This window comes from Halomicrobium sp. HArcht3-1, from assembly GCF_058933345.1.
Window position 1 is genome coordinate 1 of record NZ_JBZYDM010000007.1, and the last position, 24,692, is coordinate 24,692.

General features: G+C 52.2%; 23 protein-coding genes. 12 read left to right on the forward strand and 11 right to left on the reverse strand.

All coding sequences use genetic code 11. From position 1 onward, the window contains the following. The first annotated feature begins 129 nt into the window (after nucleotides 1-129). On the forward strand, nucleotides 130-687 hold the full coding sequence (locus tag AC5FRW_RS12695) for a hypothetical protein (protein WP_493568833.1): 558 nt from the start codon (nucleotides 130-132) through the stop codon (nucleotides 685-687). A 485-nt stretch (nucleotides 688-1,172) separates the two neighbouring features. Further along, nucleotides 1,173-2,399: an orc1/cdc6 family replication initiation protein gene (locus AC5FRW_RS12700; protein WP_493568834.1), complete on the forward strand. Its 1,227-nt coding sequence runs from the start codon at nucleotides 1,173-1,175 to the stop codon at nucleotides 2,397-2,399. Between the two features lie 352 nt (nucleotides 2,400-2,751). On the opposite strand, the gene AC5FRW_RS12705 is transcribed toward AC5FRW_RS12700, so the two are convergent. From AC5FRW_RS12705 to AC5FRW_RS12730, 6 genes are all read right to left on the reverse strand, one after another. Beyond that, nucleotides 2,752-3,675 carry a transcription initiation factor IIB gene (locus tag AC5FRW_RS12705; protein WP_493568835.1) on the reverse strand — a complete coding sequence of 308 codons (924 nt, stop codon included), beginning with the start codon at nucleotides 3,673-3,675 and terminating at the stop codon, nucleotides 2,752-2,754. Nucleotides 3,676-3,811: 136 nt separating this feature from the next. Then, nucleotides 3,812-4,267, reverse strand: coding sequence for an SWIM zinc finger family protein (locus tag AC5FRW_RS12710; protein WP_493568836.1), 456 nt, complete (start codon nucleotides 4,265-4,267; stop codon nucleotides 3,812-3,814). A gap of 136 nt (nucleotides 4,268-4,403) precedes the next feature. Beyond that, nucleotides 4,404-4,817, reverse strand: coding sequence for a PadR family transcriptional regulator (locus tag AC5FRW_RS12715; RefSeq protein WP_493568837.1), 414 nt, complete (start codon nucleotides 4,815-4,817; stop codon nucleotides 4,404-4,406). A 408-nt stretch (nucleotides 4,818-5,225) separates the two neighbouring features. After that, entirely contained in the window at nucleotides 5,226-6,095 is an 870-nt protein-coding gene (locus AC5FRW_RS12720; RefSeq protein WP_493568838.1) for a CPBP family glutamic-type intramembrane protease, read from the reverse strand. 102 nt (nucleotides 6,096-6,197) lie between these two features. Then, nucleotides 6,198-6,368 carry a hypothetical protein gene (locus tag AC5FRW_RS12725; RefSeq protein ID WP_493568839.1) on the reverse strand — a complete coding sequence of 57 codons (171 nt, stop codon included), beginning with the start codon at nucleotides 6,366-6,368 and terminating at the stop codon, nucleotides 6,198-6,200. 47 nt (nucleotides 6,369-6,415) lie between these two features. After that, the gene (locus AC5FRW_RS12730; protein ID WP_493568840.1) at nucleotides 6,416-7,033 is read right to left on the reverse strand and encodes a DUF6735 family protein; all 618 of its coding nucleotides are present in this window, start codon (nucleotides 7,031-7,033) and stop codon (nucleotides 6,416-6,418) included. A gap of 228 nt (nucleotides 7,034-7,261) precedes the next feature. Here AC5FRW_RS12730 and AC5FRW_RS12735 point away from each other — a divergent pair, with 228 nt between their 5' ends. After that, nucleotides 7,262-7,624 carry a hypothetical protein gene (locus tag AC5FRW_RS12735; protein ID WP_493568841.1) on the forward strand — a complete coding sequence of 121 codons (363 nt, stop codon included), beginning with the start codon at nucleotides 7,262-7,264 and terminating at the stop codon, nucleotides 7,622-7,624. 78 nt (nucleotides 7,625-7,702) lie between these two features. Here AC5FRW_RS12735 and AC5FRW_RS12740 read toward each other — a convergent pair whose 3' ends face one another. Together AC5FRW_RS12740 and AC5FRW_RS12745 are read right to left on the reverse strand one after the other, a co-directional pair. Beyond that, entirely contained in the window at nucleotides 7,703-8,512 is an 810-nt protein-coding gene (locus AC5FRW_RS12740) for a lamin tail domain-containing protein (RefSeq protein ID WP_493568842.1), read from the reverse strand. 390 nt (nucleotides 8,513-8,902) lie between these two features. Beyond that, a complete protein-coding gene (locus tag AC5FRW_RS12745; protein WP_493568843.1) occupies nucleotides 8,903-9,808 on the reverse strand; it encodes a hypothetical protein in 906 nt (301 codons plus the stop codon). 54 nt (nucleotides 9,809-9,862) lie between these two features. On the opposite strand from AC5FRW_RS12745, the gene AC5FRW_RS12750 reads away from it, so the two are divergent. The 5 genes from AC5FRW_RS12750 to AC5FRW_RS12770 all read left to right on the forward strand — a co-directional run bounded on the left by AC5FRW_RS12750 (nucleotide 9,863) and on the right by AC5FRW_RS12770 (nucleotide 14,135). After that, a complete protein-coding gene (locus AC5FRW_RS12750; RefSeq protein WP_493568844.1) occupies nucleotides 9,863-10,855 on the forward strand; it encodes a hypothetical protein in 993 nt (330 codons plus the stop codon). Nucleotides 10,856-10,860: 5 nt separating this feature from the next. Then, nucleotides 10,861-11,856, forward strand: coding sequence for an HNH endonuclease (locus tag AC5FRW_RS12755; RefSeq protein WP_493568845.1), 996 nt, complete (start codon nucleotides 10,861-10,863; stop codon nucleotides 11,854-11,856). A gap of 187 nt (nucleotides 11,857-12,043) precedes the next feature. Then, the gene (locus AC5FRW_RS12760) at nucleotides 12,044-12,664 is read left to right on the forward strand and encodes a hypothetical protein (RefSeq protein WP_493568846.1); all 621 of its coding nucleotides are present in this window, start codon (nucleotides 12,044-12,046) and stop codon (nucleotides 12,662-12,664) included. A 137-nt stretch (nucleotides 12,665-12,801) separates the two neighbouring features. Further along, on the forward strand, nucleotides 12,802-13,764 hold the full coding sequence (locus AC5FRW_RS12765; protein WP_493568847.1) for a DUF4268 domain-containing protein: 963 nt from the start codon (nucleotides 12,802-12,804) through the stop codon (nucleotides 13,762-13,764). A 95-nt stretch (nucleotides 13,765-13,859) separates the two neighbouring features. Then, complete coding sequence (locus AC5FRW_RS12770) at nucleotides 13,860-14,135, forward strand: hypothetical protein (RefSeq protein WP_493568848.1); 276 nt, start codon at nucleotides 13,860-13,862, stop codon at nucleotides 14,133-14,135. 110 nt (nucleotides 14,136-14,245) lie between these two features. On the opposite strand, the gene AC5FRW_RS12775 is transcribed toward AC5FRW_RS12770, so the two are convergent. Beyond that, nucleotides 14,246-14,632 carry a hypothetical protein gene (locus AC5FRW_RS12775; RefSeq protein WP_493568849.1) on the reverse strand — a complete coding sequence of 129 codons (387 nt, stop codon included), beginning with the start codon at nucleotides 14,630-14,632 and terminating at the stop codon, nucleotides 14,246-14,248. Between the two features lie 69 nt (nucleotides 14,633-14,701). Here AC5FRW_RS12775 and AC5FRW_RS12780 point away from each other — a divergent pair, with 69 nt between their 5' ends. Together AC5FRW_RS12780 and AC5FRW_RS12785 are read left to right on the forward strand one after the other, a co-directional pair. Then, entirely contained in the window at nucleotides 14,702-15,991 is a 1,290-nt protein-coding gene (locus AC5FRW_RS12780; protein ID WP_493568850.1) for a hypothetical protein, read from the forward strand. After that, a complete protein-coding gene (locus tag AC5FRW_RS12785; RefSeq protein WP_493568851.1) occupies nucleotides 15,988-17,442 on the forward strand; it encodes a hypothetical protein in 1,455 nt (484 codons plus the stop codon). The genes AC5FRW_RS12780 and AC5FRW_RS12785 overlap by 4 nt, the downstream gene beginning before the upstream one ends. A gap of 167 nt (nucleotides 17,443-17,609) precedes the next feature. On the opposite strand, the gene AC5FRW_RS12790 is transcribed toward AC5FRW_RS12785, so the two are convergent. After that, the gene (locus AC5FRW_RS12790; protein ID WP_493568852.1) at nucleotides 17,610-18,584 is read right to left on the reverse strand and encodes a hypothetical protein; all 975 of its coding nucleotides are present in this window, start codon (nucleotides 18,582-18,584) and stop codon (nucleotides 17,610-17,612) included. Between the two features lie 662 nt (nucleotides 18,585-19,246). Here AC5FRW_RS12790 and AC5FRW_RS12795 point away from each other — a divergent pair. Together AC5FRW_RS12795 and AC5FRW_RS12800 are read left to right on the forward strand one after the other, a co-directional pair. Further along, nucleotides 19,247-20,974 carry a hypothetical protein gene (locus AC5FRW_RS12795; RefSeq protein WP_493568853.1) on the forward strand — a complete coding sequence of 576 codons (1,728 nt, stop codon included), beginning with the start codon at nucleotides 19,247-19,249 and terminating at the stop codon, nucleotides 20,972-20,974. Continuing rightward, nucleotides 20,971-23,982: a chromosome segregation protein SMC gene (locus AC5FRW_RS12800; RefSeq protein ID WP_493568854.1), complete on the forward strand. Its 3,012-nt coding sequence runs from the start codon at nucleotides 20,971-20,973 to the stop codon at nucleotides 23,980-23,982. The genes AC5FRW_RS12795 and AC5FRW_RS12800 overlap by 4 nt, the downstream gene beginning before the upstream one ends. On the opposite strand, the gene AC5FRW_RS12805 is transcribed toward AC5FRW_RS12800, so the two are convergent. After that, nucleotides 23,957-24,529, reverse strand: coding sequence for a hypothetical protein (locus AC5FRW_RS12805; RefSeq protein WP_493568855.1), 573 nt, complete (start codon nucleotides 24,527-24,529; stop codon nucleotides 23,957-23,959). The two genes, AC5FRW_RS12800 and AC5FRW_RS12805, sit on opposite strands and share 26 nt — an antisense overlap. Nucleotides 24,530-24,692: the final 163 nt, after the last annotated feature.

Genomic DNA, 24,692 nt, shown 5'->3' on the forward strand with positions numbered 1-24,692 from the left:
GGATCCGCTGTCGGGCCGAGCGCTTGGTACCGCGAATTCAGAGAACTTGTGCTCACCGTCGCCGTTTACAACCTCGAACAAGCCATCAAGGAGTGATCGCTACGCCATCTGTGGATTCAACAAGGCAGTATGGACCGAAGCCCAGCGTCGTTCGCCGAGGCGCTCGCCTCCGGTGACGCCGACCGCGTGAACGACGCAATCGACGAGATCGAAGCGGTCGACTCGACCGTGCGCGTCGAACAGTACGCGGCGCTGTTTGACGCGTGTGAGCCGATCTACGAGAGCGACGACGGCTATGTCCGCCAGTCGGTCGTACGCTTCCTGCGCGACGCCTATCCGATGCTCGAACTGACGATCGCCGCCAGTGAGGCCGATCGCGTCGACGGCTACACGATCGACGCCCTCCGCGAGAATAGGACCCGTCTCGTCGAATTCCTACTCGATGCACTCGAAGACGACGACGGACGGGTCCGAACAGCGGCCGTCGACGGCTTCGACACGCTCGGTGTCGCGATCGATCTGGCAGAGATCGATGCCGAACAGCAGGCGCTGATCGAGGCACTCGAGGAACTTGTCAGCGATCTCCCTGAGGACAAAGCCACGCACGTCGACGAAGCGAAACAGGCGGTGGCACGAATGGGGTTAGTCGGGGGTCTCGTGTCTGATCTCGATCTCGATCTGCCGTGAGCGTGGTCGCTCTCCCCACCCCCTGCATCTCTGCACCCACTCTCGTGAAATGTGGGGGGTCCCCCCTCATTCCAGTTCGCACCTGCATTCAGAACGATCCTGTATTTGCCGACAACAGAGCAGAGATTTCGAATTCAACATCACTTAGGCATCTCCCACACACCCAATTCCGAGTTAGTCTTGGACCCAGAAAGCAAGACAAAGTGAGTGAACTCGAAGGCACACACCTCGTTCCGAGTTAGTTAGTCACGCCACTGGATGAGCAAAACACTATCACTGTTTTTCGGACCCACACACCCCACTGTTTCCTGTGAACAGCCACCTGCGTACCCCCACCACTGCTCCACACGGAACTCCAGTTCCAAGGTCAGAAAACGATCTCTCGTCGACAACCAGAAAGTGTCAGCACTTCACCGGAAACAGTGGGGTGTCTCCAGCATACCACCGAACACTGATTTATAAGCGAAGACGGGACCAGACACCTCATGACAGGGTTTGAGCGCAATCGTATTATCTTCGCCAACAAGGACGCACTGAATGAATCCTACCAGCCCGAAGAGATAGAGGAACGGGATGAAGAGATCGCCGCCTACATGGACGCTCTCCAGCCGATCGTCGACGGTTGGGAACCGAACAATATCTTCCTGTATGGGAACACCGGCGTCGGGAAGACAGCCGTCACGGAGTACCTCCTTCAGATGCTCGAAGCAGATGTCGAAGCCTACGACGACGTGGATCTCTCAGTCCTCTCGCTCAATTGCAACACGCTCACCTCGTCGTATCAGGTCGCCATTGCGATGGTAAATACGCTCAGAGATCCTGGCGATGAAATCAGCGCGACCGGCTATCCACAACAAACGGTCTTCACGAAGCTCTACAGTGAACTCGAAGGACTCGGTGGGACGGTTCTCGTTGTACTCGATGAAATCGATTCGATTGGTGATCGTGACGAACTTCTCTACGAACTCCCACGAGCAAAGGCGAATGGGTATCTCGAACAGACGAGCGTTGGGGTCATTGGAATCAGTAACGACCTCCAGTTTCGTGACCAGCTCGACCCGCGTGTGCAGGATACACTGTGCGAGCGAGAACTCCAATTCCCGCCCTACGAAGCTCAAGAGTTAGCAAACATTCTCGCTTCACGGGCACGGGTAGCACTCACCGACGGTGCCTGTGACGACGGCGTCCTGAACCTGTGTGCTGCGCTCGCTGCACGAGATAGTGGCAGTGCACGCCAAGCGCTGGATTTGCTTCGGTTGGCCGGTGAAACTGCAGAGAGCAGTGACGATGAGGCGATTAGCGAAGCCCACGTCGAGGACGCCCGACGAAAACTCGATGCCGAGCGTGTCGAAGAGGGAATGCGCGAACTCACGGTACACGGGAAACTGGTCCTCTTCGCCGTCGTCTCGAAGGCAGCACAGCAACAGACGCCTTGCCAAGGGCGTGACGTGTACGACGAATATCGACGCTTGTGTGTCAAAGCGAAGACGGACCCGCTGGTACGACGTTCGGTGAACAACCACCTCTCGGACCTTCGAATGTTCGGCATCCTCGAAGCGACGGAAAATCGGAGTGGGTCACGCGGGAACTACTACAGCTACGAACTCAACGTCCCCTTTCAGAGTGCAGTAGAGGCAATGGGTGATGCGTTGGCGCTGGGTGACGAGGTGGTCCGGATTCGAGCACAAGCAAAGCAGAACAGGGTGCTATGAGAGAGACGGCACCCTTTCGAGATGGCTGTTCACAGGAAACAGTGGGGTGTGTCTGTTGGTCCTTGAAGAATACGATGCTCTGAGAGAAGCCGACCCCTTTGGAACGGCTGTTCACAGGAAATGGTGGGGTGTGTCTGTCGCCCATCGAAGAAGACGCCAGTCGGGTTTCACAGGAAATAGTGGGGTGTCTCCTTAGAATATATCACTGTCTCACGAGTCAAAGTCGTAGACCACGACCTCACAGGAACCACAGTACGGACAGTTCGAACTACTCTTGTGGAGTGTTGTCCCACACCGACGACATTCGAAGATCTGGGATTTCAGCCGCCGAAGAAAGAACCAGGACCACATCTCACTGCCCCACCGTGAGCAGTTCGTCTCGCCGTGCACGAAGCGTCACGATCGACACGTCTGCAATATCCGCGATCTCTGCCTGCGTGATCGGCAATTCGTGTTCCTGTGCCGCGAGATATAACGTCGCCGCCGTGAGCCCTGCTGGATGGCGACCGTTGTCCAGTCCCTCATCCATTGCTCGTTCGGCGAGCAGTCGTGCTCGTCGACGAACCGCCTGTGGAAGTTCGAGCGCGCCGACGAGTTTTGGGATGAGATCCTGTGGTGTCTGGATCGCTGTTTCGAGGCCGAGTTCGACGTTCAGGATCGAGTAGGCGTTTTTCAGCGCCTTCTCACTGCAGCGTGCAACCTCGGTGATTTCATCAGTGGAATACGGAAGCGATCGGCACCGACAGACTGCATAGACACTGCCTGCCGCGAAGCCTTCGAGTGATCGTCCTTGGAAGAGGTCACGATCCTGGGCCTGTCTGAAGATCGAACAGGCGAACTCGGTCGTCTCGCGTGTGAGTTCCAGCGCTGAGACGAGACGGGCAATCTCAGTGCAGCCAAAGGCGAGATTGCGTTCTGCTTTCGACTGGAAGCGTGCTCTGCTGTGCTCACGTCGGAGCCGGGCAAGTTGCCGACGCTTCTTCGCTGGGAGGACCTGGTGTTTCCCGTCTCGCCACTTGCCGATCTGACTGGAGAGACCACGATCGTGACGAGCGTTGGTCAGTGGCGCACCCGTCCGTTCGCGGTTCGGCCCACCCTCGAACGTTCGAGGTTCGAAGTCGTGTGCAATGCCATGCCCGTCGATAACGAGTCCGCACGCTTGACAGGTTCGTTCGCCACCATCGGTTTGGATTTCACCGTCGCATTCTGGGCAGGTGCCGCTGCACTGGTTGGAGATCGGTTCGTCGAAGCTACGCTCGTTGAGAATCGAGGTCATAATCGATTCGAGGCATCTGGTGTGACGCCCCGCACCCCTCCGGGGGCGATAAAACACGCGGGAACGGTGGCTGTGTGGACGGGATAGACAAGATGTTCTCGCAACCAGCAATCCGAGCAGGAGACGACGTTGAGAGTCACTCGAACGTCTGTCTGTCTGCTCGATAGCACTCCCAGCACGGAAATGAATTGGGAAGGTCATCGCAGTCACAGTCCTCGGGATCATCTTTCGTATCCTCCTGCTCGATTCTCACCTCGTCAAGAGAAGGTGTATCGCTCCCGCTCTCGCGAGTCCTCAAGCCCCCGTCGGCGACTAGTTTCGCTTCGCTGGCGAAGTCGATGATTGGCCGGCGCATTGCCACAGCAACACGGTGCTTGCATGCGTTCTCGTAGTGTTCGTCTGCGGGGCAGGTACACGACACTGGAAGCCCATCGCCGATTTCGACGAGATACTCGTGATTCTCGGGATCAGCGTGGCTCTCGTTTCGAACGAGCACGTTCGTCTCGAAGAGTTCGAACGTCAGGGCTTCGTACTGGGCGCGTTTTCGAATGCGATTTGGGACGTCGAGTCGATCGAGTGGATGATCAGTCATGGCGAAGTGCGAGGGGAGTGCCCCCGCACCCCTCAGGGGGCGATAAAACGCGTCGCGTCTCTGGAGCACTCACTGGAGACAAAGAGCGCGAAAACAGTTGTTGACGGGGCTTCGAAGCCGCTTCAACGAATTGATTTCACACGTCGTCCGGACGCGGGGCGTTCTCGTACTTGACCATTTTCTCGGGCTTGTCGGAGATCGTCTCGTAGATCTGTTGGAGCGTCTCTTCGGCAGCGAGCAGATTATGCTCCTCAAGGAATTCCCGCCCCCCATCCGTGAGGCCATAGAACTTCCAGGGATAGCCCTGCCGGCGCTGGTCGTCGTCCAGTGCGACTTCTTTGACGATACCGGCGTGGATAAGCTTCTGGATGTGCTTGTAGACGGTGGCGTCACTCACGCTGGGGTTGAGCTCCTCAAGTTCGTACATCGACGGCAGCTGCTCGGGGTGTTGGAGGATGTTGTTGATGAGCGCGAAGCGCGTTTGTTGGGTAACGAAATGGACGAGTTCGCGGGTTTCTCTTCCCTCGGCGGTTCCTAAATCGGTACTCATACGTCACAATTACTGCTCTGGAGACAAGGAGTTTAGTCTGGAGTAAACCACTTGAAAGCGAATTAGTAGTTGTCCTCTGGCACACAGTGGATGATCTCGTCGACGTGGCTGAGGAACTCTCGTGACAGCGGACGGGATCGGCCGATCAGCGTTAACCAACACAAACGAAGATTTGCCTAATCTGTTGGTTAATAGGCTGGTTCCCACTCCAATCGACGATTCACGACAACCGCTATTCTCCGTAGATACTGATCGATGGCCACCGAGTCTTCTCCGGCATCGGAAGGGGAATTGATGTCATTGCGACTGAGAAGGTCGAGTCGATGCTCAGGTTCGGTTACTACAATACGATGACGAGCGCGCCCCGCACCCCTCGGGGGATAGAACGCTGTCGCGTTTTGTCTTGGACTAGTCGCTATTCACTGGTGGGTGGGGTACATTCGTCCCCTTTCGCAAGGTCTTGGCCCCCCAGATCCCAACGACAAGGAGTGCCGAGAGCACCCAGATGGAGTAATAGAATTCGTCTGCGACCTCGATGGTTTCAGACACGAAATTGACCCAGCCGTGCAAAATGATCACCCCAAGGATGCTCCGCGATGTGTTGTTGTAGGTCCAGGTGATGATGACCGAGAGCGCGACAATCCCGATCATGAACAACCAGAACCCGTCTGTTGCGAAGCCGACCTCCTCTCGTTGAAACGATCCCTGAATGAAGAATAGCGGGAGGTGCCAGAGCGCCCAGACGATGCCCAGAAGGACTCCGGAACTGAACGCAGACCAGTTCAGCTGCAGTCGATCAAGCGCGTATCCGCGCCACCCTAACTCTTCAAGGAGCGGCGGCAGGGTCGCGAAGAATATGGTAGGCAAGACGGACACAGGATTGCGGCGCATATCCTGTACTCCCGCTCCCAACGTCACACCTGGGCCCTCCAGTACCGAATCAGCGATTGCTGCCGCGAGGGTCACGATGATCGGAACCAGGAGGATGATCAAGAGCCACTGTCGGCCGATTCGGCCAGGCTTACGGACACGGTTCCAGAAATCGGCGCGGCCCGGTGCATCGTAAACGAGGTACACGAATCCGATACCAGCAATGCCTGGCCCAAGAAGCCCCAGCAACAGAAGGGCCGCTCCCTGAGCGCTCGCAAAACTAACCCCAAGTGCAATTGCTGCGAGCCACCAGGTCCACGTCAGAGCGTACGTCACTGCAAAAAACAACCATGGGCTTCCCAGAGAGAGTGTGGTGTGGCCGATCAGTGGGCGGTCCAGTTCAGTCATGCCAACTCATACTCTCGGCTTCCGAATGTAGATAGGGTAACAATTCCTCATCAGCTATCCAGACCAGTTCGTTGTCTGTTCAGAAGTGATGATCGCCGCTCCTTACCGACGCCACGTTCGAGGGACGTTCCCCTGTTCTTCGACGAGATCGGCATAATCACGAAGGATCGCGATGAGGGCGAGTTCGGGGACTCCCCCTTCGGCAGTGGCGATGAGGAATGCTTGGAGTTGCTGTTCGGCGTCAACGAGTTCTGCAAGTTCGTTCTCGGGCATAGTTGCAAGGGCAAGGAATGCGCCCTCGCCCATCGGGGCGCAATAAACTACGGCTGTGCTGGCCGGGTGACGTGCAGTTCTTGCTCGCGAGTCCATGTCCTGAGCTTCTGGATCATGTATCTCGTCGCGCTTTCTTGGTCGAAGACACCGCGATCAAGCATATCGCCAGTCAGGTCTTTCAGGGCCTTACACCGACCGCGCATGACGCCGTCTCCAACGGGGACGCCTTCGTACCACCGAACGGTATAGTACGCGCCGTTGCCGATCGTCGGTGCCGCTTCGATGGTTTCTGAATCCTGCGTGAGCCCAAGCCAGCACGTTCGATATGGTGTGATCTCGAAGGACTTCGAGACGACGTAGAACGCCTCGTGATGGAGGTAATCAAGAGTCGTGAAGGCGATGTCGTCGAGCGAGATCGCGACTTCGATGGGATCGAGATCGATCGAGCAATCGTTCGTTGGTGGTGACCCAGGAGAAGTGTCACGAGGAATTTTGAGAAGTTCTTCGAAGTATGCTCGAATTTCCTTCGAGGGTGTATGGCCGCCAAAGGGCGTTTCCGTAGACAATTTATCTGTGAGTGTGAGGTTCATGCCACCCCAGTGTGAGTAGTGGCAGTTGTACAGTCCGTCCGGTCGTGCGTAGGCAACGAGTGCTCGATGTCCCATAGTTGATCTGCGGGGGTTCCCCCGCACCCTTCTGGGGGCGATAAAATGCAGTGGCTCTGTAATCGTCCGTCATTGACTCACTTCGAGATTTGTGAGAGATGAGGCGAGGCATGATTGGCTAGACGAAGATGAACACGACCCTGCAAGCTCCAATACAATTGCAATATTGCAATTGTACTGTAGTGAATTTACATTAATACTATTGTGTTTGAGAGTCTATACAGAGCCATGCCAGACAAGGCACCTTCGGAGGAAGCACAGACTGAAGAGACACTGCATCCGATCGAATCTCATCCCTTGATCGAGATTTTTGGCGACAATGCTGAAACACGGGTTATCGCAGCGCTATTAAACCACCATCCAAGACCACTGAATCCAGCCTCGATTGCGAACGCAGCAGACTTCGACGTCTCGACGTGGCACCGACACAAAGAGAGCCTTCTTGAGGGGATCGTTGAGAAACAAGGCCACGCTGGAAACTCACCGCTCTACGGCCTTCCAGAAGATGAGCGGACAGAGAAGCTGGAAGAATTGCGCGCGTTCCAGGGTGCGCACAGTCGCAACGAGCAAGAACTGGCTCTAGACGGGTGAGCTATCATGGCATCGAGTCTCGATATCCTCAGCCAGATCGATCTCTAGAGCGGGCTACAAAATCGGTGTGGAGAGTGGCTATGAGTATTCGTGTGTTAGAACTTGTTCACCATCAGCAGTGGTCACGATGATCATATCGCCGCCGTTGTTCCAGATGGCCGAATCGCTTCCCCAGTAGAGTGCGCTATCGGAATTACTTCCCGAGCCAGTGTACAGCGTGATCGTCTCTCCGGGACCCAGAGAGACGCCATCGGGGACGTAGTAGGTGTGATCAGCTTCATCAGCTATTGTCCAGCCACCGAGACCGAGTGTAGCGCTACCGGTGTTCTCGAAGACGATGTACTCGTCATTCTCGTTCTCGTGGTCGTCCCCACTCGCATCAGCGTGGACCTGCGCAACGGCGAGTTCACCAGAACCGGTCTGTTGGCGCTCAGTTACCGTCGGTTCAGGTGTCGGTGTCGCCGCGTTGCGACAGCGCCAGACGCCACGCTCACTCGATTGGGCATCATCCTCAGCATCGTAGAAGCGATCGGATTGCTCGAACGTCGAATCGTACACTCGTGCGTGACCTTCAGAGACGAACAGGTGGTTGACACTCTCACTATCGTGGACGACGTAGGCGAGGAGCCGACCGAACGAGCCACGACGGTCTGACTGACTATCGAAGACGAGTCGGACGGACTCGCCGGCGAGACGATCCTGCATGTACGCAGTGGCAACCTGCCCCTCTTCGCGTAGACACTCACGCCCAGCCTCTGAATCTGGGACGCCCTCGAATTCCTCTGGACTCGTCGAGCCGTACGTCTCCGGCGTGTCGACGCCCAAGAGCCGGACAGTGTCCTCTGTTCCGTTCTGGAATAGAATGTCGATCGTATCGCCGTCGGTCACGCTCGTGACCGAGACGACGACACCGGGTTGGTCAGGTGTTGGTGAGGGTGTCGCTGTGGGAGTGGGGGTAGGTGAGGGTGTCGAAGTGGTCGGTGATGTAACAGTGTTCCCTGGAGTGCGTGTCGCCGTCTCGGCACGTGAGGTCTGTTCATCAGTCGGGGCCGCTGTTGAATCTGGGGTCGAAGTAGTCCCTGACGCAGTTGCTGAGAGAGATGGCGTACTGGATGTCTGAGTTATCGAATGAGTGGTTTCTGCAGAGTTTTACGATCCAGCACAACCAGCGAGAAGACACAGTACGATCACTGAGAGAACAGTGAAACGACGAAAGAGCATAGTTGAAAATGTTGTTCCAATCACATTGGTGTTATGTGTAGATAGTAGCGCTGTAGATTATTGGGAAGTAACATCAGCCGAAGTAGCATCGACTGCGAGCAACGAGATATCTAAGATATCGTCGGCCTCGGCTATGATCTGGGTAATCAGCCCACCGAGGTCAATATCGGGGACTTCGAAGTCATATGTTGCATCCACAAACGAATAGAACTCAGAGAGGATTCCTTCGATTCGAGCAGGGAGATCGATCTCTTTCAGTGAGGAATCCGGGTGCTTGCGAATGAGTTCGAGTGTCCAGACTGTTGTAGAGATGAGATACTCCGTTAGTTCCTCAACCGACCGAAGGGCTGTTGCAGCGATACCTCGAATGGTGCAGTGAACTTCGCTCAGGACGAACCGATATGCATTGGAGGAAAAACCGCGAATTCGATAGAGATACCGATTGTTGAGATAACGAGTCCCCTTCCAGGCGATATTGTAGTTGAACGGTGTCGTAAACAGGAAGACCTCAATGGCGAAGACGCAGATGGAGAAATAGAAATCCTCGAATCGTCTGTCTTTGATTTGATCGACGGAATTCGCCTGAGCAGCTGCGGCATCAAGTGCATCAGCACTCACGAGGAGATTGTATCCGGCGACAGCAATCTGAGCGATCGAAGAAAAGTCCGCAGCAGTCGTTGCAAGACGGGCGAACTTACTGTGTCCAAGGTTGACGCTAAGGTCGTCCTCGATAATCTCAGTGAGTTTCCGAAGGCGTTGGAGTGTATCCGTGTCTACAAACCTGGTGACACTCTCAATTTGTTGGTCCTGCTCTAAATCGATCGTAATGCCTTCAGTGTCGTGGTGAGCAACAAGCTGATCTGCGAGTTGGACGCTTCGCTCTCGTGAGTCAGCATGGGTCCGGAGTCCAGATTGGATCCGGGCGAGAACGGCTTCAAAACGCATCGGGTCTGGCTCTGGCACGAGTCAACCCGAGTCGACAATGGATTTAAACATTACTACAGATAGATTAGGCCAATGGATGATCTGGAAGAGATTGCGGAGAATTTGACGCGCCGACACGTGCTCGTCGGTGCCGCAGGACTTGGTCTGGGAGGTGCGATCCTCTCACCGACACGCGTTGATGGCAAGTTGTCCAAGACGGAAGAAGAGCTAACATCACTCGCAGAAACAGTCGATCAGGCAGACGCTGCAGACCCCATCAAGGTTGACTTACTCACTCAGCATATTAGCGCAGCGATGACCTCTGTGGGTTCCGTACTACAGAGCAACAAACTCGATCAGGCCCGAGAGGATGCCACGTACTGGCACGGCGTCAACACCGATGTCAGTATAATTCCGGGGGTCAGTGAACCATCTGAACCACCGATTGAATCGCGAGTGAGAGCACTCCAACAGGCGAAGAACTACTATACTCAATTACAGCAAGTGCTCACCGAAAGTCGGACCGTGAGAGAGACGGTCAATACCGGCGAAGGGCGGGTGTTGTTACAAATAGAGGGGTCGCCATCACCAGCACCACCTGACCCCGTCGATTCACTCGCGACGAGTATTGCTCAGTTCGAGTATCCCGCTCCTGATCAGCAGACACCGAAAGTAGCTCGACTACTACCAGATGTTGAAAGCGTGGATACTGCTCTTCAGCGTCAGAGGGAAATCTATGACACCCACATAAAAATGCAGCAAAAGTACGTCGAGACTGGTACAGAGATTAGCGCAGGTGCGAGACAACGTGAACAGGAACAGTTTGAGAGTGCAGCAGAGACGTTCGGAAGGGCCAGAGAGAACGCACAGACAACGATCTCGGAGAGGTTAACGGCTTACTCGATGAGCGAAGTTTCGCTCACGCTGGGACAGTATCAACGTATCTTCAGCAAATACCAGACTGGTGCAGCAACAATGGCTCGGTCCTGCACGGTCTCTGAAGAATCTAAAGATAGAAATGCGCTGTTCAATGATGGTCTCGAACAGCTAATCCAGGCCAGAGAGATCGCCGCAAACGGAGTGTGAAAGAGATGCATCCAGAGCGCCTTCGAAGTATCGTCCCGATGTTTGGTGGGGCAACGAGCTACGTGGAGACGCTCGATTGGATTCTTGAATTCGTCTCCGAACACCAGCCAACGGAGGACGAACTGATCGGCTGGCATCGTGGGACGTTCGATCGTGTATCCAGTCGAGACTCGATCACACGCCGGATCGACTATCTGGAGAACGTTGGCTTTCTGGAACTACGCGATGGGCAGTGGGTGCTTGGCTCAGAGGGTCGGACGTACTTCGAGAACCGCTCAATCGAGAGACTACTGGAGATCATGTGCCGCCGAAACGTCGGGCTTCGGAGCCTCCTCTATACGCTTTCGCCAGGCCCGATGACGATCGATGAGATCAATCGCCAGCAACTCCAGACCCATCCCGAACTCGGCTGGGACCCCGCGAATACCGATATGGCAAAACAGCGTGCGAACTGGCTCCGGAGCCTTGGCCTCGTCGAGAAAGAGGGGCAAGCGTACAGGCTCACTGATGATGGCCACGAGTTTACTGAATCGGCTGTCGAGCAGTGGGCAGATGCGTCGACGCCGAGTGTGGCTGACGAGACAGGGACGATGACGGCCGGGACCTACGAGACGACCGTGACTGCTCGTGCAGTTGATCCAGAGTTTCGGGCGACAGTTCTGAATCGGTACGAGTCGACGTGTCCAGTCTCAGGTGTGGACCACAGCGGCCTGCTCGACGTTGCCCACATCCTCTCCTGGAGTGAGTATCCAGACCATCGCGCCGATCTCTCGAACGTGGTGCCGTTAAGCAAGCTCCACCACGCCGCCTTCGATCGTAAGCTGTTCACGATCGACGACGAGTACCGACTTCGGGTGTCGCCGTCGTTCGAGACAGAAAGTACAGTGTTACAGGAGACGATCGTCGACCGGGCCGGTGATCGATTCCCCGAGATTGCAGAGAGTGTCGATGCAGGTTATCTGAGTACGTACAATGAAGGGCTTGGGTGGGTTGCAGATTGATTAGGCAGCCCCGGTGGCAAATATCGATAAAATACTGAATAATCGTTTCTGGTCGCTATACCAGTGGAAATGGTATTTAACCATGGTCCTTTGGATTAAATGTTAGTATTACAAAATGCGAAGTGGCAATAATTATTATAGATTGTAGGAAAGTCACATACAACATCACTTATTGGAGAGCTCATCGATGGATCGGGCAAAATATCTCCTAAACCAGTGTATTAAATACCTCTTATTATTATTTGAATATATAAATTATTTTTATGAGAGATGTAGAGAAAGCTTACTGAAAAGTCTCAAAACGATATTAACTAATGTTATTTCTTCAGTTCTTGGTGCAATAATCGTTAACCAATATCTCGTCAGTGGCGGGCCACCAAATCAAAGACGACAACAGCCAACTGAAACACCGCAGAGTTCACCTGCGCATAGATCATCTGAGATAGCCAATAATACCACTGTGTTTGGAGAGGGAAAAACAACAACCACCCAAATTCGAAACACCTCCAAAGTGAAGACTACTCAGGATACAACTATCAACCAGACTAATACTGAAACATTCACAAAGGGGCCACCACCTGCCGAGGAACAACCGACTCAAACAGCCACTGAACAACTGACTCAAACAGCCACTGAAACGAGATTTCCTACATTTACAGGGACTCCAAGAATGGAGTATGATATAATAGAGAGCATCTCCCAAGGTTTGCTAAATTTGAACCCAGGTCTGCGGATATTCTTATTATCGATCATATTTTTCATTTCGACATTGATTCTAGCCAACATCGTCAATATGCTACGGAAATAGACCTGCAGAGATACTTCAGAGTTCTAAATCAGTATAATTCAAACGAATTTTATTTACTATGCAAGATTAACTCTTATAATAGTTTTCGCATAACAATGCTACACAGTATTTTGTAGCCACAGTTGCTGGCTTGTAGTATGTCTCACTTCGAGCCTCCAGAATTTCAGGATCTGACCTCCCAAGATGTTCGAGAGTACTGGGAGCATGAGGCCCACCAGTTCACGCCGTGGCTGGCTGATGAAATCCGAGATGAAGATTCCTCACACCTTGAGGATGTGCTGGGATTGGATCTACAGGTCAAAGAGACCGAGAAAAGTGTCGGGAAGTATAGCGTCGACATCGTCGCCGAGGTCACTGACGACGGTCGCCAGATTGTCATCGAAAACCAACTCGAGGTTTCTGACCACGACCATCTCGGGAAGTGTATTGCATACGCTGCTGGAGTCGACGCCGATATCATCGTCTGGGTAACACCACAATTCAACGACGAGCATAAGGACGCCTTCCAGTGGCTCAATAAGAATAGCAGAGAGGGAGTAGATCTCTTTGCCGTCCGATTAGAGGTCTGGCGAATCGGCGACTCGCCACCAGCCGTTCGGTTCAACCCGATCGAGGATCCAAGTGAGTGGAAAGAGAAGGCAAAGCGGAAGCAAGGCGAACTCTCCGAAACTAAGAAGCTCCAAGAAGAATACTGGACGCAATTCAGAGATCTCATTGCTGATCGGCAAACCCCGCTCCGAACACGCAAACCAAAGCCCCAGCACTGGTATAACAACCCGATCGGACGCTCGGGATTCAAACTCCAGTTTACTACAAATACAGTGGAGAACAACCTCTACTGCCAGCTTGTGATCAAGGATGACCCAGAGATATACCAAGAGCTAGAGTGTGAGCGCGAGCAGATTGAACAGGAGATGGGTGAGGAGCTTATGTGGAGTCCACCAGAGGAAGCGCAAGGCAATAGCAATCGGGCGAAGATCACGCTACGGCGATCCGGTGAACTCACGCAGAAAGACTCGTGGGAAGAGTATCATACGTGGATGATCGAACAAGGAGAGCGCTTCCACGACGTATTCTATGATCGAATTCAGGAATTCTGATCGAATGGTGCAGTAGCATGCATTGATTAGCCATTATGTGATTATTATCATACTATCGTTATGCTATAAGTTGGTTGAGTAGCCATCTATTGGCTATGGGAAGTGATGCGGAGGAGTTCATGGAAAAACTGAACTCTTTCAAAGAATTCAGCGACGGCAACGGTGGCCATTATTTCATAATGCAGTTTGAGGACGACAGCGGCCTTGTATTTGAGAAACAATCAAGCGCCGCCAGCCTCGCAATTGCAGAACTTTCACCGGTATCCCGTGGGTTGCTTGGTTCAATGAGAAGTATCGCAAAAGGGACCAACTTCGAGGTCAGGGAGGACAGGAACACTCAGCAAAATCTTCGACAGTTAATGAGGGAATAATAACAATATATTCAGTCATTCAGCAAGCCACTTTTCTCATTCTCGAAAGATATGCACAGAGCCAATTGAATCAAAGTCGTGGCAGTGCTGGTTCTCCACCGGGTACGGCGTCACTCGTCAGTTACCGATTCAAACTGATGTTCGGCCAGCTTGACCGGGGCATCATCAGGTATGCCAGAGTGATTGAGGAGTGATTCAGGATAGGCATCGTAGGCAAGACCGATAAGGAGCGGTTCGGCCTCAGCGAGATAGGCGTCGTATCCGTAGGGACCACCATAGCGGTCGGGATTCCACGCTCGAATCCAGAGATACGTTTGCCCTGAGAGTTGGCGAGTGCCTTGCTCAAAGAGTTCTGCTGCCCACGCAGTCTTCTTGTTCCCAGTGCCAAAGACGGTGTTCGAGAGTTCACCAGTGTGCCAGTAGTCGCCATCACCCCATCGAGCGAAGCTCCGTGTTGCGTCTCGCTCTTTTGCGATCTCCGTGAAGTTCGCGCTCAATACCTTTGCTACATCTGTCTGAATTATATCCAGAAATATTATGAGTTTGTATGATCATTAGAAAGAGAAATGGGTGCGCCAACTGTTTCGGAAATCGAAGATTCTGAGCTATACCATATTCTTGAACAACGAAATGCAGACATCCTTTGTCGGGTATATAATAACTTCAGTGATGAAGAACAGAATCGAGATCCAACAGAATACAACTCAGATGGCTGGAGGAGAGTTGTTGCGGGACATATCCCAGAAGAAACCCGCGAGTGGTTAGCTACCAGAGACAGGCTTAATCGAGAGAGCATAGATCGTGTGCATGCGGCAGCATATCTGAATGAAAAGTATAACCCGAAAGAGAGTCACCGTGACCCAGACTCTCTGTTTGAGCTGGCTATTTTAATTCACGAACTGGGACTTAAGGAATCGTTGACCGAGATTATTGTCGCCGCTCGGGTTCGGCAAAACGAACTCAAACGAACGTGGTCACTTGATAAAGCGTTGGATTTGGCAGATTTGGGGTCACGCATCGAGGAGTTTCACGAGAACTGGAATGGTCGTGAGGAACAAGCGAAAGCAGTACTTGTGGAACCAGAGCTCACGGGAGAATCAGCGGCGTCACTCAAGATTTTCCTTGAGAAAGGAGCCGGAGTAACGGAGGCGAATACATTTTCATTTAGGCAAGAAGACAATGGCGGCAAAATCCCGAACACACCATCACTTACTGAGATTCGGTACCGGGAGGTGAAAGATATACGAGTACTATTACAGATCAGCGAGAGGGAGACAAAAATAATCTTTACAGACGATTACTCACTGGGCTGGAATCGGGTATTGGACGTGCTGTTCGAATATATGTTTAATGTTGAAAACATCACGAACTCAATAGAACGAGAAAACATTGTTGAAGCAGAAGAGCTGCATGAGGAAGCTGCTGAGTCGATTACGACTGGCGATGAACCGATTGAGCAAGTGACTAAGTTAATCAGTGATCGCTCTGAGGAAGCAAAAACTGACGTTGATGATACTGACTATAGCGAGGCCCGAAAAGATTCGATTAAGGCCAAACTTGATGGCATTGAACTCTCGGGCTCTGAGATTGAAGATGACCCCAATTTAGACACTGAAGAATTTCGTCTGATTGGTCGCACAAACCTTGACGAGGTTTTCGATCGAATCGACATTGAAGCCAGCTTTCTTCGCTTCTTACAGCGGGCTGACGAAGAAAGTCTCGCCCTAGTGCTGAACATCGATGGTCGCCATATTACAGCTCGGACAACGGGACCACAACCAATAGATGGTTCTCGACTAGGAAGTGAATCGCAAATTGCGCTAAAACACTTCTTCGGGTATCCGACCACAATATGAATGAAGATCTTGCTGAAGCATTAGATATCGCGGTCGCTGACAGTGATGCTGGCCGGTTTGAACTGGGTGATGTTCCCCCAGAACTTCGCGGGACGGAGTACGTAAGCGGTACCGAACGCCTTCCCAACCGGTGTCAATATTCTGGATGTCGAAAGTCTTGTACGCAAAAACATCGCGAGGACGGCATCGTCAAAATGGAATGTCGGCGTAGCCCAAATCCTCACGAATTCACGGTTGATTCCTCCGAATACACATTTTACGATCTGGATTTCACCACATTCTTAGAGAATATCCTTTCACACATAGGAGAGGATGTGGCAACTATCGACAAGGATCTGCCGCGTCGAGTGACAGCGTCAACAGAGTCAGACCTTCAGGTGGTGTTGCCAGTTGAGCCCAGTGAATTTGAAAGAGAGATGATGGAAGTCTACGCGAATGCCCTACGGTCAGAGCAACCAACCCTGTTGTTAACGCCGAAAGATCGTTTGGAGGATTTGATCGATCTCGCATCATTATTGTCTACAGGTAGTCTTGTGTATGCTGCACCAATTGATGGGCTTCATGAGATGACTGATCATCTTCAAGCGATGGCAAGTACTGCGCGTTCTATTCAAAAAATGGAACGAGAATTTATAGAATCTCGCTACGAAGAAGATGATACTGAACTCGTCCATCAGGTGAACATCAATCCTCGATATATCCTTACCGAACTAAATCATATGCGTTTGCTCAGGAAGGCGGGGAAACTTTCCGGTGGGGACCGCTTAGAGACTGTCTCGGAACTGGGGTTCTCACATCTATTTTCAACCTATCCAGGAGAAGGTGGTGAAGACAGTAGCGGACAGAGCTTACCAGACAATTTGTATTGGATCCCCCAACTCACTGCGGGTGACCGACCCGCGTCGATCTTGGGTGTCGTTGATGCCAAATCGGGGAACTATGCAAATTTTGGGAAAGAAGAAGCCCGTGGGAAACACAACGAGTATTTAGAGAGAGCAGAGCGAGAAAAGATTGAGGTTGATAGAGTCGCACATACATTTCTTATTCTTGATTTTAAGGGACAGGCAGAGATTGAGTTTTTCGATAAAATGGATGTGTTCTATGATCAAAACACACATTTAGTAATTCTCACCGCCGATGCTCTTGCCATGATTATGTCGGCATACTTGGCGGCTACAGTCTCAAACGAGCTTGAAATGATTCGTGGCGATTTCAGAAGTATCATATACGCACTTTTTGAGCCCCAGGAATTCAGAAAACGGGACCTGCATGAAGAGATTCGCAACGTCGGCCGAGGTGAGGAAGATTATTTGAATCAGTACCTCACGCGTCCAAGGTTGCTAATAGTTACTAAAGGTGTCGTGAATCGGTTGCTAACGGACGCGCTCGATTCGTCGAATGAAATAGAAAGTGTGTACGAACGATACTTTAGTGATATGCCTGATTTCTAAAGTCGAATTTTGCAGGTAAATTTGTCATTAAGTTCTATGATGACAAAACGTTATTCCCGTAGAACCGAGTTGTTGTCCCCGACTACAACTGAGAAAGGGCACTCTTCGAGATAATATAATACCAGTAGACGAGAGGGCGATAATCAGTCAAAAAAACAGACCGATTATTAAAGCGCACTATCTTGCTTAAGATTGTCCGGCTCTACAAATTCTGGAGACATATGTGATTTATCGGGTGGTTCTTCCAGAAGGCGGTTCATGGATTTCGGCATTCCAAGCGAGTTCAACACCCAGATTGTTCTGGACTGCTGTTCATCGGCATATTCCCACACTAAATTAAATGACACTTGGATTTCTCCAATGTGGTCAAATAAAGAAATACCATGTTCTTCATCGATCTGAGCTTTTTTTAACGATTCAATAATGGTGCTGTAAGAGCTTGGACCGGAAATATCATACAAAGTATCGTTACCGTTGTAATTACACCAGAAGAAAGGTAATCCTTTGGCCCTGTATGAATCCCCGTCAGCTGGGAGTGTATTTAATATCGGCGAACAGTGCCCGTCAGGGGACTGCTGACGCTCAAAGTCAGGAATCTGAGAGATGGAAATGTCTTTATCCGTGATTGGTGTAATTCCAATCCTCAACTGTATATTTTCTACCCCGACTTCACCAGAATTTTTTAAACGTATGAAGATCCTATCATCAATAGCACCCCATTCCTCAATTTCAACACGAGGTGAGTTTATATTTTTTATATATTCGTTTTGTTTCCTAGATATTTTCTGCTGGCTTCCCATTATATTTGATTGCTTACGCATGAGTTCTGTTTGATATTCTATAAATTCAGTCTGTTTTTCAATATAGTCTCGTTGATCCTCATGTAAATTTGCCTGATCTATAGCCGTCTCTTTTTGCTCATCAGCTATGTTGCGTTGTTCCGCATACAGCGCTACCAACCAGAGAGATAAGAATAGAGAAATAGAGCCAGTGAAAATTGAGGCTACTGCTCCAAATTTATATGGTGGAGAGAATACGACCATATTAATGTACTGAAGATACTCCAATGCAACTACAAGTGTCAAAGATAGAATGCCAATGACAGTAATGACTCCTGCAGCATTTGTTGGCTTGACGTTCATATTTTGTAATTATGCCATGGATACATAGTTATTTTCAAGGATCATAGCCAACGGTCTACGTTTGTTTTCAGCTGGAAGAAGCTAATCCATTCAAGCCGACCGACAGATGTACCAAATCATGACTTTGACTCTATTTAATTGAAAGCAGTCCACGCCTGTGTATCCCTCTACGACAGAGTGAGGACGAAAAGAAGGATCCACAGTAACATCGAGATATCACATCTAGAAATAACTACCCAGAGCCTAGCTGACCTCTACTCGTATCCCCTGAAGATAGAGCTGCTAATAACCGCGGGTGCACCAGACGATGCCACCGACAGCACCGTCGCCACAACTTTAGAACGGACACGGGTTGAGGATACTTTACAAACATTTGGTAAGAGTGTTATGCTGAAACTTGAGAATGAAGACAGATTGGTAATCAATCGTCCCATCTCTCAGTAAGATCGGTTGACGCTCCGCTGGTCAAAAGTGACTCGGGTCTACAGAACTATGCAATCAGTCGAAACCCGAGGTGTGAATCCGTTAGCAATGCAAGGTAACGACCGTTTCTCCACCCCCGCGCTGTCTACGGCTTTAACAGAGAAAGGGCGGCAAGGAATGACGATTGAGATACTACTGTACGGATAATTTAAGTAAGCAGGTTACAAATCGTTTTTCGAATGCCAGACGGCGATGATATTCACTCGGTCGACAGGATTGCGGGGGAATTCCGACGGAGTACATATTCTATTTTTGAGGACAGCCGCGAGAAGGACATCGTACTGTGGCAGCCCGGGACAGTCGTAGATGACATTCGGTCGCTACCCAGACCAAGAGAAGCAAGACGAAGGGCGAACTCGTTCCTGAGTCTGGCAGGTGACAACGACCTCGCGATTGCTCCCGAGTGGAGTTACAATGTGGAGTGGGTGTTCGAACACGACGAACTGTTCGCCGACGCGAGCCCGTTGTTTGTCCTCGGCTGTCGCCCAGTAGAGATTGAGACGATGCAAGAGACTGTCGCGAACCTCGAAGAAGACTTCCACGTGATAGGGGAGGACGTACCCGACGACCCCGGCAAGGAGTTCGTTACCCCAACGATCGTCCCACTACGAGCGGACGCGTTGGGCGATATCGACGAGCCGACGGTCGTGATCCAGTACAAGACTCACCCGATGAGCGAAGGGGCGAATCCTAACGAGGCCGACAACCTTGCGATGGGGAACCGAATACATCACTTCGGGCCGTCAAGCGGAGCTGGAATCGTTGTCTGGACTTGTTCGGACCTGCTGAATGATGACCTCAGAAATCAAGTTGCTAACTACATCCAAAGAGGGAATATCCTCGTCCATACACAGTGTAACCCGAAGCCGTTTCACCCAGAGTGGACCCGTTTTCGCTCACGTATCTTCAATAATAGGAACGATGTAACTTACATCTGTGCAAACTGGGGGGCTATCCCAGGCGAAGACGGAGACGGCGTACAGTGGGGGTATTCGGGTGTATACCAGAAGGCTCGAGAGTGGTCGTCATTCGAGAACTACAATAGAACATACAACAACGGGGGTCTACACGGAGTGAGCTCGTCTAACCGCGCCGAATACGTCTGGACATTGGTCGATGACGGGGTAAGTCGACTGCGTATGCGCCGCAAAGGGAATGGACCTGCTCCGGCACAGGGACTACGGCCGGAGCCACAGATACTGTGTACGCGAACCTGGAACGGGTCGGCGTACGACGAACACCCTGATGGGATAGACGAGTGTGGATGTGAGGTATGTGACGACTGCGACTGTCGGACGTGTTCAGATTGTAAACTGAGGGAACGACAGAGTCAACTGCCAGACTCACCACGCGACGCGGAACTCGTCGCCGCTGTCACACTCTGGCGACTCCAGATGGAAGAGGTGGGTAGTCTCGATGAGAGGTGGGACGTACCGCTGGCGGCACTCAAGAATCTCCAAGCGAACGGGAATGAAGAACTGGGACATTCATTCGCGGCCCATGGACACCGGAAGGACAGCAGCGTAGCGAAGAACACGAGATTGCTCCTCCAGACGTTTGAAGCGGCGAACGAGGAGTACAGTCGTTCCATCGACCTCGCCGACCAATGTGGACCGCTGGATATCCCGGTCAACGCAACTGACAGCAGTGAGGGAGGCATTGACATTTCGCTGTCGCTACTCTATAACCCAACGCAGGGAGAACACAGGAAACGTCTCACCGATATTGCCATGTTGTGGGACTACCAAGAGGACCGGAATTTTAAGCCACTCGTCTTGATGGATTGGCCAGGGAATACGGAACTGAAACAAATCGATGGATTAGAAGACGTGACAAATGGCAGATTCAAACCTGAAGACGTCACTGCGAGTAGTTCGCCGGTCGAATTCGTCGGGGTGAATCGATGACCGACATCCCTACAGAGCTGGAAGAGACTGGAAAGATTACAGAGCTCCATCCTGTGGATGGCAATGGTGACGAGGCCTACTCAGTGGAGAGTGTTGACTCGTTGTACCGAATCGAACGAAACCGAGCACAGGGATTCGATGACGAAGTGCTGTTCGTCCGATTTCTAACGGGTGGCGACCACGATTGGGATAGGTTGCTGGAGACGGACACACGACAGCTCGAACTTGAGTTCTACGACGATGATACGCCGAACCAGTGGAACATCCAGCTTTTCTGGGTCTACGAGGACGATAGTGAGCCTGAAAACGATTTTCGCCGCGATTTTGAGAGAGAGACCAAATTCGCCATCCGGCGGTGTGTTCCACGTGAGTCGCTGGAGGAGTTCCTACGCCCGCTGGAGTACAGCCGCAGGGCACTGTCCGGCGTAAACGCCGATTTCGGGCGCGATGCGCTCCTCCAGCGAGTAACCGGCAATGGCCTGGGGTTCCTGTTGGATCAAAGCACCAGCCGCGACGATAAGTTCGAGCGACTGCTGGGAATTGACATAGATGATGTTGATGGCGCTAACGTCCCTTCATCGCCTACGACCGGCGACCGCCCACCGGCCGTTGACACTATCGAACTGGGAGACTTCCGAAAGAACGCATCCATAGAGCGACTCAAAGCGTCGCAGTTTACCCTCCTGTATGGTCGAAACGGGGCTGGTAAGACCAGTGTTCTCGATGGGATCACGATGGGTCTCGTCGGCCAGACGCGCCGTGACGATGACCGTGTTGGCACCTACGACGAGCTGAGTGTCACGTTGAAGGGCAACGACGAACCGCTACCGAGGGACTCAGATTTGGTGAACGACCGGGTGGCCGACTGGTTCGGTTTCCGACCCCAGGGACCGGCGAGACGGCATGTTGAGTTCTACCGTGTCAACTACCACGAGGCCGGCGAGACGACGCGACTGCTCGAATCACCGAGCGACTTGAAGATCGAACGAGTTTTCCGGAATTTCCTCTACGGTGAAGACCTCGCGTACGCTAGGAAGGAGAAGGACAAACTTCTGGAAATGCTCGATGGAGAGATCGAGAATACAAAAGAGGAGATCGAGGACATAGAATCGGAACGAGAAGAACTCCAAAATCGACGTAATATGGTGAATGAAGCGCTCTCGACACTCGGGAGCGCCCAACGCGACCTTTCCCCGGCAGCGTCTTCGCTCGTCGAAAACGACGACTCGGGGGGTGGAAGAGAACGGACAGACGGAGTGAGACGGAATGACGAGGAATCGCCAAATGAACAGATTTCACGATGGCGAGACTGGATGGGGCGGTTCGAGCGGCTTGAGGAGGCACTTGATGCCTCAATGTCAGACCTGACTTGGGAGACGGCCCGCGACCTCCGGCTGGAGCTTGACAATGAGGTCGAATTCCTCCAGCAGAGAGAGAAGGACCTCAAGAATGTTCGGGAACTAAAAGACGAGCGGCGCCGACTCGTTGAGGTTGTGAATCACGTCGAGTGCCAGTCGAATCCAGAACTACCGTTCCCGACGTTCTTCACTAGACTCATCTTTGTTGCTAATGGAATTAGCCCAGAGGAAGCACATCAGCTCGTACGGGGAATCGAGGAGACAGATCCCAAAGTCGACGAGATTCAGTCGATTCAGTCCACCAAGCCGTGGTACGCGACCGTCGAGACGGCACTACGCGAACGGCTAGAGGACCTGAAGGAGACCCGCAACCGGCTAGCGGAACTTGGCGATCTAGAGGAACGCCGGCAAGAACTCCGTGAAAAGATCCGTGCGGACACTGAGGAGTACCTTGAAATCACCGACGAGGAAGATGTTCAACACTGTCCGGCCTGTTACATCGAACAGTCTGCTGAGGAAATCCGGACACGCGAGGAGCCCGAGTACACACACGACGCTGGCGGTGTTCCAAAGAGCCTCACCGAGTCCCTGGAGAACGTCGAGCAGGCGCTGAAGATTGTCAAAAGGGTTGACCTAGCAGCTATTGATAACGAGATTCGTCGGTACAGCGACCGCCTGTGTGGCCTCGACGACGTTCCGCGGCTGTTCGGTTTCGTTGCGGACGGTAAGGAGGGAGTTCTACCCCCCGAGACAACTCTCGATACGGTGGAGGTGATCGCTAAGTTAGCACAGAACCAGACTGTCGACAAACGGTCTGCCGATGAGGTGCTATCAACGATGGTAGAGAAGACCGAGAGCGACATCGAAGAGCAGACTTCGGGAATATGCGGCTTCGAACAAAACACGAAGATACGGCGACAGATCGACGACTGCGAAACTCGATTGGAGGCTATTCATCGGGGCCTCGATGTACTCGAAGACCAGTGGCCGGAGGAAATGCTCGACGCCAGTCTCACGGTCGAATCCGACCGTCGGACGTTTGAGTTCGCAGTCGAAGAGGCCGCGGACGCAACCGTATCTAAGCCAGCTTCGAAGTTATCGGAGGAGATCGAGGCAAAGACTGAGGAGGTCGACCGTCTGGAAGATGATGTTGAACGCTTTGAAGAGGCGCACGGTTACCTCAAGGAGACGTTCGAAGGTGTTGAACAGAGTCTCGACGAGGTACTCGGGGAGTACACAGAGATAGTCACAACACTGTTTAAAGTGTTCCAGCGACCCTACGATTTCAAGCGCGTCAAACTCACTGATGACAACGAGAACTTGCAGGTCGTCCGTCGGGAAGATGGGGAGATGGTAGGGATCGATGAGATGAGTTCCGGCCAGCGAACGGCACTCGTTTTGGCGATCTTCGTCACAAACAATCTTGCACACGACTCTGCGCCGCCGCTGATGCTGTTAGACGAGCCGTTCGCGCATCTGGATGAGTTAAACACACTGTCATTCTTTAATCTCGTGATCGAACTCGCGGTCAGGGGCGACCGCCAGATCATATTCGCTACTGCGAACGACAACCTCGCCTCGCTGCTGGAACGCAAGGTTGGCGAAACTGACGCGTTCGAGCGCGTCAATTTGGAGAAGCGTCCGAGTTAGAGAGTTTGTCTAGATGATAGCCGGCTGATCGTAGAAATTTACGAATATGCTGAACCTCTCGCTCCCTATCAGGGGAATTCGTCCCGAGTAGTTCTTCAATCACCTGCTCTCCGTCCTCGCAGAGAGTGATTGATTCGTTGAAGGGGGTATCCTCGAGTGGCTCTCTTCGCTCATCGACAAGGATCGACTGCCACCCACCCTGGTACTGGTATCGATAGAGAGTGATCGTGCGTACAGTGTCATCTTTGATGAAAAACCTCATTTGTTCGCGCTTGCGAGCGACTGCCAGCTTCCCGCTTTTGAGGTCTTTAGCAAAGTCATCGAAACTGTGGAATTCGGCAGGAACCTGGCCATTGACGATGTGTGTGATAATTCCCGGCCAAGTGAACCCGTATACGCGCTCAAAGAAGCTGATACCATTGTCGTCAGGAGAGCCAAACACGAGGAGAAGGTCACCGAGCTGGAGTTCTGTACCGTCTACGCTGATATGCGACGAATAGGGATGGGCGTCGCCGTCGTCAAGGACTTCAATATCCGGCTTCGTCATACTGGTCGGGTCAAATCGGAGCTACAAAGAGATGGCTAATAATCTCGCGAATTGGCTGTGAGATTTGGCTAGAGGGGGGGTATCATAGCCGAGCTACTGATCAGTTATACTAAATTCATCTTATAAATACCAAATGACTAAGTCAACAGTCTGTATACATCTT

Excerpts from the sequence above, each read along its gene's own strand:
- AC5FRW_RS12695 (WP_493568833.1), top strand. The coding sequence starts at position 130 with ATGGACCGAAGCCCAGCGTCGTTCGCCGAGGCGCTCGCCTCCGGTGAC.
- AC5FRW_RS12700 (WP_493568834.1), top strand. The coding sequence starts at position 1,173 with ATGACAGGGTTTGAGCGCAATCGTATTATCTTCGCCAACAAGGACGCA.
- AC5FRW_RS12705 (WP_493568835.1), bottom strand. The coding sequence starts at position 3,675 with ATGACCTCGATTCTCAACGAGCGTAGCTTCGACGAACCGATCTCCAAC.
- AC5FRW_RS12710 (WP_493568836.1), bottom strand. The coding sequence starts at position 4,267 with ATGACTGATCATCCACTCGATCGACTCGACGTCCCAAATCGCATTCGA.
- AC5FRW_RS12715 (WP_493568837.1), bottom strand. The coding sequence starts at position 4,817 with ATGAGTACCGATTTAGGAACCGCCGAGGGAAGAGAAACCCGCGAACTC.
- AC5FRW_RS12720 (WP_493568838.1), bottom strand. The coding sequence starts at position 6,095 with ATGACTGAACTGGACCGCCCACTGATCGGCCACACCACACTCTCTCTG.
- AC5FRW_RS12725 (WP_493568839.1), bottom strand. The coding sequence starts at position 6,368 with ATGCCCGAGAACGAACTTGCAGAACTCGTTGACGCCGAACAGCAACTC.
- AC5FRW_RS12730 (WP_493568840.1), bottom strand. The coding sequence starts at position 7,033 with ATGGGACATCGAGCACTCGTTGCCTACGCACGACCGGACGGACTGTAC.
- AC5FRW_RS12735 (WP_493568841.1), top strand. The coding sequence starts at position 7,262 with ATGCCAGACAAGGCACCTTCGGAGGAAGCACAGACTGAAGAGACACTG.
- AC5FRW_RS12750 (WP_493568844.1), top strand. The coding sequence starts at position 9,863 with ATGGATGATCTGGAAGAGATTGCGGAGAATTTGACGCGCCGACACGTG.
- AC5FRW_RS12755 (WP_493568845.1), top strand. The coding sequence starts at position 10,861 with ATGCATCCAGAGCGCCTTCGAAGTATCGTCCCGATGTTTGGTGGGGCA.
- AC5FRW_RS12760 (WP_493568846.1), top strand. The coding sequence starts at position 12,044 with ATGGATCGGGCAAAATATCTCCTAAACCAGTGTATTAAATACCTCTTA.
- AC5FRW_RS12765 (WP_493568847.1), top strand. The coding sequence starts at position 12,802 with ATGTCTCACTTCGAGCCTCCAGAATTTCAGGATCTGACCTCCCAAGAT.
- AC5FRW_RS12770 (WP_493568848.1), top strand. The coding sequence starts at position 13,860 with ATGGGAAGTGATGCGGAGGAGTTCATGGAAAAACTGAACTCTTTCAAA.
- AC5FRW_RS12780 (WP_493568850.1), top strand. The coding sequence starts at position 14,702 with ATGGGTGCGCCAACTGTTTCGGAAATCGAAGATTCTGAGCTATACCAT.
- AC5FRW_RS12785 (WP_493568851.1), top strand. The coding sequence starts at position 15,988 with ATGAATGAAGATCTTGCTGAAGCATTAGATATCGCGGTCGCTGACAGT.
- AC5FRW_RS12790 (WP_493568852.1), bottom strand. The coding sequence starts at position 18,584 with ATGAACGTCAAGCCAACAAATGCTGCAGGAGTCATTACTGTCATTGGC.
- AC5FRW_RS12795 (WP_493568853.1), top strand. The coding sequence starts at position 19,247 with ATGCCAGACGGCGATGATATTCACTCGGTCGACAGGATTGCGGGGGAA.
- AC5FRW_RS12800 (WP_493568854.1), top strand. The coding sequence starts at position 20,971 with ATGACCGACATCCCTACAGAGCTGGAAGAGACTGGAAAGATTACAGAG.
- AC5FRW_RS12805 (WP_493568855.1), bottom strand. The coding sequence starts at position 24,529 with ATGACGAAGCCGGATATTGAAGTCCTTGACGACGGCGACGCCCATCCC.